Consider the following 13,738-nt stretch of genomic DNA (forward strand, 5'->3'; position numbering starts at 1 on the left):
TCTATCTAACTCCCTGCTCCGGATATTTGCCAGTTTTGGTGCGATAGAAAGCCAGTATTTTCTCCATATCTGCATCAATGTCACCTGTAGGAATGATAGAAGGCCCGATACCCGCTTCTTTCTTGGCATAGTCCAGGTAACCCAAAACGATTGGCACGCCTGCGCCCTGCGCAACATAATAGAACCCTCTGCGCCACCTGGGCTGATACTTGCGTGTACCCTCCGGGGTAACCATCACGCACATGTCGCCTGGCGTATCCTTAATGATCTTGATCATGGCGTCTACCATCCGCGTATTTTTAGAACGATCGATAGGCAGGGCACCCATGGACCGTAACATGCCTCCGAACGGGAAGCGCATGAATTCTTTTTTGATGGTGAAGCGAATGGGGGCATCCATCAGGTAAAAAGCGGCCCTTGCATAAACAAAGTCCCAATTGCTGGTGTGTGGGCCAGCCACCATCACACTTCGGCGCTGGCCAGGTGTTAAATTGCCCTTAAGCTTCCAACCGGTAATCTTGAAAAACAACTTTGAAAGTAATTTTGCTATCATAAAAACACGCATTAAAAAAGCTATGCGAGGTTTAAATTTCGCATAGCCAATTAAAGATCATCAATACTTATAATAATTCAGATTATAGCGCCCACTTAATTACGTGTGCTTTTTTACGGATGATATAGGCTTGTAGCCCTACACCCAAAATTGGTCCCATGGTCGTATAGCTTTTACCTGCCTCCACTTTCTGAAAGTAACGGAACGACAGCACGGGCTCGATGGAGAATTTCTCATTAATGAAATAAGCATATCCCACCCCAATAGTACCCTGGTAAAGATCATACTTATGCCCTCCCACAGTAAGGTTCTGAAGTCCACCCTGCAAGGACAACTCGCCGAACACCCCATTATCCAAATAGTAGCGTGCAAAAGGGCCTAACAACATATAGGTCTCTCTTTCTGGCTTTCTCTTAACATCGGTAGGTGTAACGTTCATACTTTGATGACTTAGGGTCATGTCTAAGCCCACCACAAAATCATGCTTGATAAAATAGCCGTTTTTTGCAATTACAGATGCGTTGATCTTGGTCCCCTCCAGTGTTTGACCGGGAACAGAAAGCTCATCGGTCACCTGGTTGGCCGTCACGTTTATTGTCCCGCCTAACAGGAAAGAACCTTGTTTCACTTTAGCCCTGATCAGGTGACTTTCATTTTCCTGAGCAAAAAGAACGGTAGGAAATAACAAAAAAAGGAGGGGGAAAAGTCTGTTCATAAAACCAAATTTAGGCTAAGCACAATATACACAACTTTAGATATATAACTAAATTATAACTATTCCGAATCAGGATAATTTACTTTTCCTTAACACAGCCGCCATACCACTCTATTGCAGTAAATGTCGCAAATGTTTTTCCATCTGCAAGGTGTATTTATAGCCTATTTCAAAAATTTCATCCGCTTTTCTGAAATTGGTTAACCTGTAGTACTTCAGTTCCTGGGGTTCCAGCAACAAATCACAAAGATGCATGCGTAATTTCACATTGTTATTGATGGCCAGCAGTACCGTACGCTCTACCATTCCACGCAGCGTAGTAACGTGGGCCTGGTGGTTAATGGGATTTACATGCACGGCCAGCTTAATGTCACAATTTGTATGCAGCGGATCTACAGGAAGGTTGTTAAGCAAGCCGCCATCATTTAACATTTTGCCCTGAAATTCAATTGGTTGATAAAGAATTGGAACGGCTGAAGAAGCCAGTAGCGGCTTTATCAGTTCTCCTGAAGAGAAGTAAACTGTGTTACCTTCGTTCATGTCTGTGGCACTCACTACTACCGGAATTTTCAGATCCTCGAAGGTAACCCCCGCTCCCAGGTAACTGGTATACAACTTTTCTACCTCCTCCAGGTGCAGCAGCCCCACCTTACCAAAAACTGGCCTAACGATTTTAAAAACACTCAATTCCTTGATCATCAGCAGGATCTTGTCCGGTGTAAAGCCCGCTGCATACAGAACGCCCGCTATTGCGCCGGAACTCACGCCTGAGATCATGTCTATCCTGATGCCCAGTTCATCTAATGCTTTGAGCACACCCAAATGCGCAATTCCCCTTGCTCCTCCGCCAGATAGCGCCAGTCCGACACGCATCCTATAATTCGCTCAATGCAAATGTTTGGTTCAAACGAACGCCTTTTTCGGTCTGCGCTACCGTGCAGCATTCGTTTACAGCATCATGCTCAAAAAACAGGACTAGACCTTGGTCAGCTGCTTTATTTAAAAATGTGGCTTTTTCATTTAAGGTTAACAAGGGGCGTGTATCATAACCCATGACATAGGGTATCGGAATATGTCCGACGGATGGAAGTAAATCCGCCATGAAGGCGATTTTCCTTTCTTTGTATGAGATGATCGGCACCATCATTTTGTCCGTATGCCCATCCGCATAAAATATTTCAAACTGCGGAAAAGGAGAAGGACTTTCAGGGGAAATGAAGCGCAGGTGGCCGCTTTCCTGCATCGGAAGTATGTTTTCCTTTAGGAAAGAGGCTTTTTCACGGGCATTTGGCTTGGTGGCCCATTCCCAATGATCTTTATTAGACCAGTACGTGGCATTGGGGAAAGCAAGTGCTAGTTTACCTTCGTTACCGGTATACTTTACGCCCCCGCCACAATGATCAAAATGGAGGTGTGTCAAAAAAACATCCGTTATATCTTCGTGCGAGAAGCCGGCCTTGTGAAGCGAGGATGCTAAACTGGCATCCCCATGCAGGAAATAATGACTAAAGAACTTTGCGTCCTGTTTGTCTCCGATCCCGTTGTCGATCAGAATAAGCCTGTCCCCGTCTTCGATCAGCAGACAGCGCATGGCCCAGGTGCAAAGGTTGTTTTCATCGGCCGGATTGGTACGCTGCCACAGCGTTTTAGGAACAACCCCAAACATAGCACCCCCATCCAACTTAAAAAAACCGGTATCTATAACATGAAGTCTCATGTCGCTATCCTTCTACTGTCACACCCATGTTCGAGAACTTTTCGATCCGTTGCATTATCCGCTCTTCCGCATCCACTGACTCAAGTTCATCAAGTAAGTTGAGTATCTCCTTCTTAAGCAAGCGCATCATTTTATCGGGTTCGGTATGTGCTCCACCGAGAGGCTCTTTAATAATGCCATCAATCAGTTTATGCTGCAGCATATCAGTAGCAGTTAACTTAAGCGCCTCCGCTGCTTGTTCCTTGTAATTCCAGCTGCGCCATAAGATAGATGAGCAGGACTCCGGGGAAATAACGGAGTACCAGGTATTCTCCAGCATCATCACTTTGTCGCCAATGGCAATACCCAGGGCGCCACCTGAGGCGCCTTCTCCGATAATAATACAGATTACGGGCACTTTCAGCATGAACATCTCTTTCAGGTTTCGGGCTATTGCCTCTCCCTGACCGCGTTCTTCGGCTTCCAGCCCCGGGAAAGCACCCGGTGTATCGATAAAGGTTACGATGGGCTTGCCGAACTTTTCGGCCATTTTCATGAGACGCAGCGCTTTGCGGTAGCCTTCCGGATTGGCCATACCGAAGTTGCGCATCTGGCGCTGTTTGGTATTGCGTCCTTTCTGTTGCCCGATAAACATGATGCTGCGTCCGTCAATCTCCCCAAAGCCACCAATCATGGCCTTGTCATCGCCCACGGTGCGGTCGCCGTGCAGCTCGACAAACTTGGAGGCGATGCCATCTATATAATCCAGGGTATAGGGCCTGTCCGGATGGCGGGAAAGTTGCACCCGTTGCCACCTGGTCAGGTTGGCATATGTCTCCTTCTTAAGATTCTTAATTTTCTCTTCCAGTGCCTTCACCGCTTCTGAAACATCCACCTGGCTTTCGCTGGCCAGCGTTTTCATTTCCTGAAGCTTGTTCTCTAAGGCAGCAATCGGCTGTTCGAAATCTAAAAGCATAATCTTTCGCTGTTTACAGCTACAAATTTAACAGTTTAGCCAATTAGTAATAGCGAAACCTGATATTTATAAATGGAAGCAAAAATAATTTGATTGTAAATGAAGACTTTACAGATTATCTCTTGAAAGAAAGGCTAAAAAGATACGTTATGCTTGCACAATCAAAATTAACACTCTACATTTGCATCACTTTAACGGAGAAAGTTAAAGCTAAAAGGTCTGGTAGTTCAGCTGGTTAGAATGCCGCCCTGTCACGGCGGAGGTCGCGGGTTCGAATCCCGTCCAGACCGCAACAAATTGCGATAAAACAAGAGAGCATGTTGCCCTCGCCTAGTAAAAGTATTGGTCCGGTAGTTCAGCTGGTTAGAATGCCGCCCTGTCACGGCGGAGGTCGCGGGTTCGAATCCCGTCCGGACCGCAAAAGCCTGAAGAGAAATCTTCGGGCTTTTTCTTTTTGCGCGTTTTCTAACGTTTGAATACCCTCCTCCTAACCTTCTCCCAATGGATGGAGGAACAAAAAAACAGCCACTCGCATGAAGCTGAGGAACCAAAGGAAAGCTCCCTCTCCCCATGGGAGAGGGCTGGGGTGAGGGCATTGTTTTACTTCTATAGCCCACGCAAAAACCCTCCTCCCGACCTCCTCCCACAGGGAGAAGGAGTAAAAAAGCTCCCTCGCCCCATTTGGGGAGAGGGCTGGGGTGAGGGGTAAGTATTCCAAACTGGCCCTATGCCCAACCACCAGTTACCGCTTCGCTCAAACTGGCGGGATGTATGCTGTTTTACTTTAGCAGCCTTTGCAAAACCCTCCTCCTAACCTCCTCCCAGCGGGAGAAGGAACAAGAAATCAGGAAAAGGAGGTATGGATAAGTTAAATCCAGAACTGATGTAATTTTCGGAGCGGCTTCAGGAATCGGGTGTAAAACCGGGGTTGCAGGCCATTTACGGACCAGGCTTTGGCGTCTTCCCGGTTGGCTCTGATGCGGTTTTTAAGTGAAATGTTGCTCTTGCCGCCGACGCGCATTTTTACCAGTTTTTCAGGCAGGTAGGTAGTTGAGATGGAATGTTTGTACAGGAAACGTAGCATCAGCTCATAATCTGCTGCACTCCTAAAATCGGTATTATAAGCACCATACTTCTCAAAGCAATCCCGTTTTACATAGAAAGTTGGGTGCGGTGGCATCCAACCTTGCAAGAATTTTACGCGGTTATACTTCCCCGAAACCCAATCCCTCACTACTTTCGCTGTATTGCCCTTCTCCACGTACAGCAAATCCGCATAAACACTGTCTGTAGGCAACTTGCTAAACGTAGCTGCAACCAGGCTCACCGCTTCCCTGGAGCAGAAAACATCATCGGCATGCAGGAGCCCCACCACATCACCGGTTGCCAGTGCAATGCCTTTGTTAATGGCATCATACAAGCCCCCATCCCGCTCAGACACGAACTTTGTTATCCGGTCTCCATAGCTTTTAATGATCTCCACAGTGCCATCTTCAGAAAGGCCATCGACCACTATGTATTCCAGGTCAGGGTAAGTCTGCCCCAGCACCGACTCAATAGCCTCTGAAATCGTGTGGCAGTTATTACGGACAATGGTGATAATGGAGATTTTCATAATTTGCTTAGTAGCTTATCCCCTAATGAATGGTTCGCAGGCGCTTTGGCTCGGCAGGATTTCCCTGGTAAATCGTATAAGGCTCCATGTTTCTGGTGGCTACAGAGCCTGCCGCCAATACACTGTGCGAACTACAGGTAACTCCCGGGCAAACCAGCGCCCTCGCCCCGATCCAAACCCCTTGTTCGAGCAGAATTTCACCTATAAGCAAGTCGAAGGTAACCTTGGCGTAATCGTGACTGCCGGTTAACAGCATGGCACCCTGCGAGAGGGTGACATTATCCTCTAGTATAACCGTGCTCAGACTGTCAATCCATACTTTCTCCCCTATCCATACATGGTTCCCCAGCGTCAGGAACCAGGGATACTTAATGTTAACCCCCGGTTTGATAACAACGCCGCTCCCAATCGTAGCCCCGAACAGGCGGAGCAGAAAAACTTTTAAAGCTGAAGAAGGATTTAGCGGGTTGATGAAGAACAGCACATTCACCACAAACCAGGCACTACGCTTCCAACGGCCAGCGCCGGGCCTGTACCAACTGTTGTCGTAATTTTCCAGTTTGACTGTTTTCGTTGGTTGCTGTGTCTCCAATGGTTTTTGTAATGCTGGGTAAGATATTTTTTGTAAGATCGATTAATTAAACCCAGTTTCGATTAACCCACCCCTAACCCCTCCGAGGAGGGGAATTTTACTCGTGCATATAATTCCCTTCCCTGGAGGGGTTAGGGGTGGGTTTATACCTTCAGAGTATTTTATATGGCGCAATTTGAGTTAATTATATGAAAACCTGACAATAGCGCAAACCAAAAATTCAAAATGGTGGTTTATTCTTCCACTTGAACACTATGCTTTTGAAGAATCAGAAGCTTTCACAATCTTCCGCAAGTTTATAACCTACAAGTTAAGCTAAGTTAAGCTTTCTTCTGGTTACCTTCCTACCGCCTAATTAAATTTTAACCTTGTATTTACGTGTAAATTGGCTGTATTTTGATTCATCGCCTACTGCTGTACCTAAAATTTAAATAAGGCCCTGTTCTTCTCCAGGTGTGCCTCATCCTGGCTGTAGGCACGTGCATAACGCAAAGCATCGCCTGACATGTCATTGAACTGTTCCTGATCAAGGGCCAAAAGCTGGCTTATGGCTGCATGGTAGCCGGCAGTATCAGTCAGTGGAATGGTAAACCCCACATTATGTTGCGCCAGATCTTTCCAGGGAGTCCGGTCACTGATAATAACCGGGCAACCGGCCGCTAAGCTTTCTAAAATGATATGTCCGAAATTTTCTCCTTTGGTAGGCATGAAAAGGCCATGATAGGTTTGCAGCGTTTGTGCAACGAGTTCCTTGTCCAGACTTCCCTTGTAACGCACCATTATGTTCGGCGGCATTTGCCCAATGATCTCCTGGCAGCTCCTCCAATAGTTCTCCTCATATACAGGCCCATACAGATCAAACTTTATACTTCCTGATCCTGTGTAAGAGCGCAGTGCCTCCAGGGCAAAGAGGGTGTTTTTCTCCGGTGCGATCCGGGCAACACTCACCATACGTAAATCGCCTTTAGTTTTTGTCCGGGCCACTGCACCGCCCGCTAATGCAGCAGAAACAGCCGCCAGATTAGGTGCCACCCGTATGGTAACTTTTCCCCGCAACGCAGTCAAAATATCAGCTTCCTCACCAGCATTAGTGGCATGAAAAGTGACCCCACGATACAGATCCATTAAATTCGCCACTCGCAGGAATAACTTCTTTTTAAGCCCCTTCACCTGGATGGCACTCTGTGCAAGCATGCCGCGCCCGGCCACCATAATGTTACGGCAGCCAAGCACTTTAGCAAGTATAAGCGGCAACACAGAAAAGTAGTAAGAGTAAATGCCGTTGATGTACACAATGTCCGGCTGAACTTCTTTGATGAGGGCTTTTAACTTACCCGCTCGCAAAGCTTTATGCGAGATATAATATACCTGTGCCCCCTGCACTGTATTCCAGCTATCAGTTTTTACAGTCTCGTAGGGTATGGCGGATGTATAGTCCGTGTTGCGTGTAATAATAAAGAAGTCATGCTCCCTCCCAAGGTGGCTTACCAGGTTGGCACACGACTGTATGGGGCCGCCTGCCTTATAGCCTGGCAGATACCAATCATTAAACATCAAGATCCTGGGGCAAGTACTCACTTGCTTTGCTTTAACACCCTGGCGTAAAGGGCTTCATACATACTTGCCACAGCTTCCGGCTTAAACCGCTGCGCGTTGCGCCAACCGGCCTGCACCAGTTCGTTCCTGAATTGGTCATCTTCTACCAACTTTATAATAGCCTGCCTGAACTCTTCAGGATTCGCCGGATCAACCAACACAGCGCCTTCGCCGGCAACCTCGGGCATTGCGGTGGTGTTGCTGGTAATCACCGGCCTTCCAAGGGCATTGGCTTCCAGAATAGGCAAACCGAATCCCTCAAAGGTAGACACAAACGTGACAATGTCCGCAGCATAGTAAAGCTGCTTTAATTCTTGGGCTGATAGAGAAACATAATTTTCATACTGAATACAGTAATCGGCTAACAAACGGAGCTGTTCGGCAGTCAATTTACCGATAATCAGCAATTTACAGGGCACACCTGCAATAGCCCTGACAAGGTTGTTAAGGTTTTTATTGCTTTTGGTACCCACCTGCAACAATACGGGTTCCTGCTTATTAACATTTAGCCTGGGTTTAAAATCAGCTTCCGTAAAAGGCACACAGTTAGGGATCACTACGACCTTAGCCTCTGCAATACCCGTAGCCTGCAGCAATTTCATTTTACTGTATTCAGAAACAACCGTCACAAATGCCACCCGCCTGACAGGCAGGTAAAGCCAGAAAAAATGCAGCAGTTTGCCTTTCAATTTATTAGAGTTGTGCAATGACTCTATATCATGAATTGTCAGGATGGTGGTTTTGCTTTTTAACGCAAGCGCAATGTAATATACCTCCCCCGTTATATGGTTCACCTGGCCCTGCCTGCGGGAGGCATAAGCACAGTTGTAAAGCACTTTCAGCGGATTACGTGCAGATCTGAACGGCAGGTATACCGGATGTGAATCCACTGCACGCAAACGCCCCATGATCGTGGCAAACAGGGTTTCAACACTATGGAATGCAGCCGTTGTTTTCCTGAAGAAAAATGTCACGTTCATGTCCTGTGGCAACTTATTCTGGTTAAATCTCACAATTTTATTTTAATTACTAAAATATGTGAAGTCAACAATACTGCCTAGCTTTTCACACTTTTTGTTCCTCCGCCCTTTGGGAGGAGGTTAGGAGGAGGGTTTTTGCAAGGGCTGCCGATGTTAAACAGTGCCCTCTCCCCAGCCCTCTCCCACGGGGAGAGGGAGCTTTCCTTTGGTTCCTCAGCTTCATGCGAGTGGCTGCTTTTTCAGTTCCTCCGCCCTTTGGGAGGAGGTTAGGAGGAGGGTTTTTGCAAGAGCTTTCCAAGTAAAAAGATGCCCTCTCCCCAGCCCTCTCCCACGGGGAGAGGGAGTTGATTACTCCACCTCCGCACTACAGCCAGAAGTTAATAATCTCACAGCTCCACCTTCAGCACTTTCCTGAAACCATAGAAAACCAGTAGCATGACAATGGAGGCTTTTACCAGGTAATTTAATGTGGTGGTAAGGTCTGTTTCGGCTTTCACTACTTGTAGGAACAGAAAAGGGATCCAGAACAGAATCGTTGGGTTATTCAGGCTTTTGATAAAGAGCTGCCTGAGTATGATACTGTAGATAAGGCCGATCAGGAACATAAAAAGGATACCGCCATCCCGCCCATAATTGCCATAGCCCTCCCCGATCAGACTTATGTTCATACTGGTACCCGGTTGAAGCTCTATCCCCGTAAACCGTTCCATCATGTCACGGCCACCAGCTGAGGCTTTACTCTGTGCGATAAATCGTGGCAACAGCGCGGCATTAAAGGCACCTTTTACAGACTCCCCCGCAGCATACGGTTTAAAAGCCGGCACATAGTTCATTACTTTTGCAATGATCCAACCCTGGTTCAGCCTGGTAATAGCCAGTTCATTTATCTTCGGATCAAATATTGTGGACGGGGAGATGACCCGCTCCGCCACCATCCCAAAGAAAAGCACAGATTTTTCATAAGCGCCCATTGAAGGATTTGACCAGGCAATCGTCCTGTACTGGTACTTAACCGACTGAAGCACCAACAGGAGTAACAAGCCACAAGCAAGTGCCGCTAATTTTTTATTCAGACTAACCTTATTCTTGATGGTGTATACAAATAAGAAAAACATCACCCATAAAAGCAGGTCATGAAAAAGTGCTGAAACCAAAGCTTGCACAATCAGTGTGGCGAACACAAGGTAGAGTATCCTATTGTCCTTTCTATCGCTGAGAAACAGGTAAAAACATCCGACAAACTTTAACTGGGAAAGCAGATAGGTAAAGAAGAATAAAAAAGGAGGAACAAAATTATTGACAAATCCTGCCAAAAATCCTATCCCGATCAGGTAATAAGCTGCCTTTAATTTAGAGTCAACGCTTTCGCTAAGCTCATCCACTACCGCTTTTGGTATGTTCTTTACGCTGGCTACCGGTAGCATCAATCCAAAATGATACACGATGACACCCGGAATTATAAAGCTAAAATAAGCTTCCTCGGGTACATTCATGCCATAAAAAGGATGGTTTATGCCGGTATAATAGCTGAGGACAGGGCCGATCAACCATTGCAGGCAGGCAATGGTCATGATGACCAGATTAACTGCAATCCCTTCGCCAAAACTTAAAATAAGGCTGTTAAAGATGTAAACCGAGAATAGCACAGCAGCCATGGCAGTGAACGACAGCGAGGTAAAGGCACCCAAAAGCGTAGCAACCAGCAGCAGCGACACCAACTGAAAATTCGCTTTACTTACACCCGGAACTGTAACGTCCATCATACTTGCTTCATCCCCTATGCTAGCTCTCTTTCGCAGCAGACAATACTTCTGATGTAATCGCCTGGCAAATATGCGCAAAAGACCAGTCTTGTATCAGATCTCTCGATTTTTTGCCCATGTCCTTTAATTCCTTTTTTGACTTGCGTGTGCAAGCAGCTAATTTAACTTCCAGATCAGGTTGCGAACCTGCTTCAAAAGTAAAGCCGTTCACCCCTTCACGTACCAGGTCGATGGCACAGCCTACTTTAGTGCTGGCAATAACGGGTAAACCACTGGCCATCGCTTCATTCACACACAAGCCCCAGGTTTCTCCAGGTCCACCGGATGGTAGCACCAGCACATCGCCTGCCCTGTACACTTGCGGCATAGCTGTTTGATTCTGGAAAGGGAGGAAAAAAACGCTGGAATTACCAGCTGCTTCCTTTTTCAAAAGCTCTTCTAAATGCCCGTTTCCTACCAGCAGCAAGCTGCTGTTATGCTGCGGTATATTTTTAAAGGCTTTAACTAAAAGCAGCGGAGATTTTTTAGCCTCAAATTTACCAATGAATAAAAATACAGTATTTTGAGCTGGAATACCTAACGTTTCCCGAATATGGTTTATTCCTTTAGCCGGCTCTCCCCCGCTTTCAAACTGATGGTTATCAATGGCATGCGGTGCAAAAACCAGGTTCTCCTCTTTCAGGCCATGTGCTATAAAATACTGTTTGTTGTGGGTGCCGGTATGAAAAGCCTTATCTACATGCTTATAAACCCACGTTAGCGCCAGCCTCCGCAACACTTGCTTAAATCCCTTTGTCTCATCCAGTAAGGTAGAATCACCCCGAAAGAAAACGGGAATCCTATTTTTGAAATGTCTCAATACTTTCAAGTGGCTGTCAAAGCTCCATCCATACACCAGCAGAACTGATGGCTTATAAGCTTCAATGGCCTCCAGGATAAACGGGTTCACAACCCCTTTGAAGTAAGAAGTTCCCGGCCTAGACGACGTATTCTCTAAGAATTCGTGTTCATAGCCATCCAACAAAGGAATATCCCAGGTAATGGTCTTCCCAAACCCTTTGTCCTTTATCGTGTTGTAAATCTTACCTAAGGTATAAAATACCTTTACATCTAATCCCGGCTGCATAGCCAACAGCTTAAACAAGGGCGCATTGTATTGAATAGGGTGAGTGGAGATTATTGCCAACCTGCTCATACCACCTCATCTAGTTTATCCGCCAATGCTTTCGCAGAAGCCCTGGCAGAATATTTATCCAGCTTATTCAAATCAGGCTGCCACACAATAGTTTCCTTTGTCAGTAAGTCAAGTTTCATTCCTATACTAGCTTCCAGTTCTGCTTTAGTAGTAGTGTGCTTGTACCGTGAAAAAAACTGCGTGGCATTGCATTCTTCCAGCACAGTTACAGCACTGCTTTCTTCATGAAATATCGCAAATACAGGTCTTTTACTAAGAAGGGCCTGGTAAATTTTGGATGCTGTATAATGCTTCTCAGTGCTGCCAATGGTCATCACTACATGTGCGGCAGACAAAAAATTTAAAACATGCAGGTAAGGGAATCGCTCTCTGTACTCATAGACTAAACTTTCTATACCGAACAGCTTTGCATATTCCAGTATTGTAGTTCCGGTGTAAGCACCTGTACCTATAAAGTAAAACTTTTGACGTTCATCCCATTGGCCTAGGGCAACTTTATGTTTTATAACCTTAAATAAAGCTTTTATAAACAGATGCGAATTAGGTAAAAAAGCACCAGCATAAACAAAAGGTTGGTCATTCAAAGACCAGGGCAATTCAAGGTTTTCAAGTATGATGTTATGATCACGTGAGTCAAAGCCATAAGGCATGCCAACATGAGCCACTTGCCTGTTTTTAAAATTTCTTTGTATTACCGGGCGATAATACCCTTCAGAGACTCCTGAAATTAAACTAGCTTTCTTAACTGCAACAGGCTCTAAACACTTTGCCACCTGTAAGCTCAGTTTAGAGCGCCAGTCCTTTCGGTTATGTATATCCCGCACCCAAGGATCAATATAATCGATGCCATAAGGTACGGCTGTTTTCTCATGCAATAAGCGCCCAAGTAGAGAGGTATAAAATGATGGAATAGGTATCCAGATAAAATCTATTCTACGTGTGCTGATCAGTTCTTTAGCTACTTTCCATAAAAAAGGAAAAGCTCGCAAACCAATATCCCCTATTACCCTGGGTTTAGTAACCCGGTAAGCTTTTGCATAGATCACTTCTATATCTCCAGCTACTGTTTTGCTAATATCCGTGTCCGGTATTTCTTCATAATATTCAGGAGAAACAGTCAATACTATAGGATGCCAGCTTAATTCTTTGAGAAAGTTAGCAATCAGCCTTGGGCGGTGAACTCCTGCAAGATTGGAAGGGGGCCAGTGGGGGTATATGATGAGAAGGTTTTTCAATTATTTGCTAACAACTTCTAGTGGAATTGAGCCTATACGAGAAGCTATATCTGAGAACGAACTAGAGTGTGAACCGTAAATTTTACTAGTACATGATAAGCTATATAAATCTATCATAGCGTCTTTAATTCCTTGTGCTGATGCTCTAGAGTAATCTTTATTGTAGGTTATTATCTTATTTGGGAAATGCATCTTAATGTCATTCTCGACCTCATGTGAATCTGATGCTAAGAAAAAGTTGCATTCTGGGTCAAAATCGAGTTCTTGCCTCATTTTTTTTATAAAAAGATCTAATGGACTTTCATTTGTTGATACTAAATGGTCTGTCCTTCTTATATGTACTCCTATAGTCTTATAAGTAAAATTAGAAGTTACATTATTAACACCAGTTTTGATAGAATTTGTAGGTCTTAGATAATCAAGATACTTTTTGTCAAAATAGAATTCATTACAGGTTGAAATGTATAAATTTTTTATATTTTTAGGTAGAATCCTTATATCAAGCTTATTATTCCCTCTACTCCAAATATATTCTGGAAAATCGTTATCAAATAAAGTAAAATCTATAGATAATAACTTATAAACTAAATTCTTATCTTCATATTTATTTTTGCCAATATCAAGCAACTTTGCAAAAAGGCTATGTTCCTTTATTAAGAACCTTTCATTAAACTCAAAAAGCTCATCAAAATTACAGCCTAAGGAATTATCTATCTTCCAAAAAATAGTTAATTTTTGGTCTAGAACTTCAGCAAGATGAATACCTGAGATTATGGCTCTTATTCTGTTCGCAAGCCCTGAATGTGGAAACAAGTAGATCAT

At 44.9% G+C, this 13,738-nt stretch carries 13 protein-coding genes and 2 tRNA genes; 2 read left to right on the top strand and 13 right to left on the bottom strand.

What is annotated here, in order from left to right; translation table 11 throughout:
- Position 1 precedes the first annotated feature (1 nt).
- The 5 genes from AC4BAN_RS14985 to AC4BAN_RS15005 all read right to left on the bottom strand — a co-directional run bounded on the left by AC4BAN_RS14985 (position 2) and on the right by AC4BAN_RS15005 (position 3,940).
- Entirely contained in the window at positions 2 to 553 is a 552-nt protein-coding gene (locus tag AC4BAN_RS14985) for a 1-acyl-sn-glycerol-3-phosphate acyltransferase (RefSeq protein ID WP_490565226.1), read from the bottom strand.
- Positions 554 to 635: 82 nt separating this feature from the next.
- Complete coding sequence (locus AC4BAN_RS14990; RefSeq protein ID WP_490565227.1) at positions 636 to 1,268, bottom strand: autotransporter outer membrane beta-barrel domain-containing protein; 633 nt, start codon at positions 1,266 to 1,268, stop codon at positions 636 to 638.
- Positions 1,269 to 1,379: 111 nt separating this feature from the next.
- Entirely contained in the window at positions 1,380 to 2,141 is a 762-nt protein-coding gene (locus AC4BAN_RS14995) for a patatin-like phospholipase family protein (protein ID WP_490565228.1), read from the bottom strand.
- A 1-nt stretch (position 2,142) separates the two neighbouring features.
- Positions 2,143 to 2,985 (bottom strand): MBL fold metallo-hydrolase, encoded by an 843-nt coding sequence (locus AC4BAN_RS15000; RefSeq protein WP_490565229.1) that lies wholly within the window; start codon positions 2,983 to 2,985, stop codon positions 2,143 to 2,145.
- A gap of 4 nt (positions 2,986 to 2,989) precedes the next feature.
- A complete protein-coding gene (locus tag AC4BAN_RS15005) occupies positions 2,990 to 3,940 on the bottom strand; it encodes an acetyl-CoA carboxylase carboxyltransferase subunit alpha (RefSeq protein ID WP_490565230.1) in 951 nt (316 codons plus the stop codon).
- 216 nt (positions 3,941 to 4,156) lie between these two features.
- Here AC4BAN_RS15005 and AC4BAN_RS15010 point away from each other — a divergent pair.
- Both AC4BAN_RS15010 and AC4BAN_RS15015 read left to right on the top strand, forming a co-directional pair.
- Positions 4,157 to 4,230: transfer RNA gene (locus tag AC4BAN_RS15010), tRNA-Asp, on the top strand.
- A 54-nt stretch (positions 4,231 to 4,284) separates the two neighbouring features.
- A tRNA-Asp gene (locus AC4BAN_RS15015) sits at positions 4,285 to 4,358 on the top strand.
- A 450-nt stretch (positions 4,359 to 4,808) separates the two neighbouring features.
- On the opposite strand, the gene AC4BAN_RS15020 is transcribed toward AC4BAN_RS15015, so the two are convergent.
- The 8 genes from AC4BAN_RS15020 to AC4BAN_RS15055 form a co-directional block, all read right to left on the bottom strand.
- The gene (locus AC4BAN_RS15020) at positions 4,809 to 5,555 is read right to left on the bottom strand and encodes a glycosyltransferase family 2 protein (RefSeq protein ID WP_490565231.1); all 747 of its coding nucleotides are present in this window, start codon (positions 5,553 to 5,555) and stop codon (positions 4,809 to 4,811) included.
- A gap of 22 nt (positions 5,556 to 5,577) precedes the next feature.
- A complete protein-coding gene (locus tag AC4BAN_RS15025) occupies positions 5,578 to 6,147 on the bottom strand; it encodes a WcaF family extracellular polysaccharide biosynthesis acetyltransferase (protein WP_490565232.1) in 570 nt (189 codons plus the stop codon).
- A gap of 420 nt (positions 6,148 to 6,567) precedes the next feature.
- On the bottom strand, positions 6,568 to 7,701 hold the full coding sequence (locus AC4BAN_RS15030; protein WP_490565310.1) for a glycosyltransferase family 4 protein: 1,134 nt from the start codon (positions 7,699 to 7,701) through the stop codon (positions 6,568 to 6,570).
- A 20-nt stretch (positions 7,702 to 7,721) separates the two neighbouring features.
- Positions 7,722 to 8,756 (bottom strand): glycosyltransferase family 4 protein, encoded by a 1,035-nt coding sequence (locus AC4BAN_RS15035; protein ID WP_490565233.1) that lies wholly within the window; start codon positions 8,754 to 8,756, stop codon positions 7,722 to 7,724.
- A 353-nt stretch (positions 8,757 to 9,109) separates the two neighbouring features.
- Positions 9,110 to 10,486: a hypothetical protein gene (locus tag AC4BAN_RS15040; protein WP_490565234.1), complete on the bottom strand. Its 1,377-nt coding sequence runs from the start codon at positions 10,484 to 10,486 to the stop codon at positions 9,110 to 9,112.
- 19 nt (positions 10,487 to 10,505) lie between these two features.
- Complete coding sequence (locus AC4BAN_RS15045) at positions 10,506 to 11,612, bottom strand: glycosyltransferase family 4 protein (RefSeq protein WP_490565235.1); 1,107 nt, start codon at positions 11,610 to 11,612, stop codon at positions 10,506 to 10,508.
- A 65-nt stretch (positions 11,613 to 11,677) separates the two neighbouring features.
- Positions 11,678 to 12,916 carry a glycosyltransferase family protein gene (locus AC4BAN_RS15050; protein ID WP_490565236.1) on the bottom strand — a complete coding sequence of 413 codons (1,239 nt, stop codon included), beginning with the start codon at positions 12,914 to 12,916 and terminating at the stop codon, positions 11,678 to 11,680.
- A complete protein-coding gene (locus tag AC4BAN_RS15055) occupies positions 12,917 to 13,738 on the bottom strand; it encodes an O-fucosyltransferase family protein (protein WP_490565237.1) in 822 nt (273 codons plus the stop codon).

The sequence above is a fragment of the Pontibacter sp. GD13 genome (genome assembly GCF_058216355.1).